1 protein-coding gene is annotated in these 249 nt (G+C 63.1%); it reads left to right on the top strand.

The genetic code is table 11. The features are described 5' to 3' along the window. The coding region (locus tag SB751_RS33710; RefSeq protein WP_410749460.1) for a tripartite tricarboxylate transporter permease at window positions 1-249 on the top strand (249 nt) is incomplete at both ends.

Here is a 249-nt window from a genome sequence, read left to right as displayed (position 1 = left end):
CTCAATCTTTGATGGACCTCTGGTATGGCTTCGGCGTCGCGTTCCAGTTCCACAACCTGATGTGGTCGTTCTTCGGCGTGCTGGTGGGCAACCTCATCGGCGTGCTGCCCGGCATGGGCGCGCTGTCGGCCATTTCCATCCTGCTGCCGCTGACCTACGTGATGCAGCCGGTGCCCGCCATCCTGATGCTGGCCGGTATTTTCTACGGCTCGCAGTACGGCGGCGCCATCGGCGCGATCCTGCTGAACC

The organism is Cupriavidus sp. SIMBA_020, assembly GCF_046535395.1.
In the GTDB taxonomy this organism is placed as follows: Bacteria; Pseudomonadota; Gammaproteobacteria; order Burkholderiales; family Burkholderiaceae; genus Cupriavidus; species Cupriavidus campinensis.
This window is presented reverse-complemented; position numbering and strand designations above follow the sequence as displayed.